Raw genomic sequence first — 399 nt, 5'->3', positions numbered from 1 at the left:
TTTTATCCTCTCTAACATCATTTTCCTCTTTTAGCTTATCGAAGTTTTCTACAGTTACCTTTTCTAAGATCTCTCCTGCTTTATCTCCATCTTTCATAAAGATAGTATCAATTTTAAATTTAGGTTCAATCTTAAAGTTTTTCTTGTTGTCCTCAAATATCTTTTTAAGTACATCATCTTCAACTTTTAAGTTATCAAGTATTTTTCTTGTCTCTCTGTCAAGAAAATAATTTATAAGTACATTTTCACTTTGTAAACGGATATTTGCCAACTCAAGTGATGTATACTCCCCTTGTTGGGCTTCGCTTAGCAATACACTGTGTAACAATTGTTCGTCCATAATCTCCTCCCAAGTTGTATATTTATTTTGTTCTAGTTATTTTGTAATAACTGATCTAA

Annotated in this window: 1 pseudogene; it reads right to left on the bottom strand. The window is 30.1% G+C overall.

Features of this window, described 5'->3' with window-relative positions:
- A pseudogene (locus IX290_RS11490) lies at positions 1–340 on the bottom strand (peptidyl-prolyl cis-trans isomerase); the annotation flags it as partial.
- Positions 341–399 lie beyond the last annotated feature (59 nt).

The organism is Fusobacterium sp. DD2, from assembly GCF_018205345.1.
Lineage (GTDB): Bacteria > Fusobacteriota > Fusobacteriia > Fusobacteriales > Fusobacteriaceae > Fusobacterium_A.
This window is presented reverse-complemented; position numbering and strand designations above follow the sequence as displayed.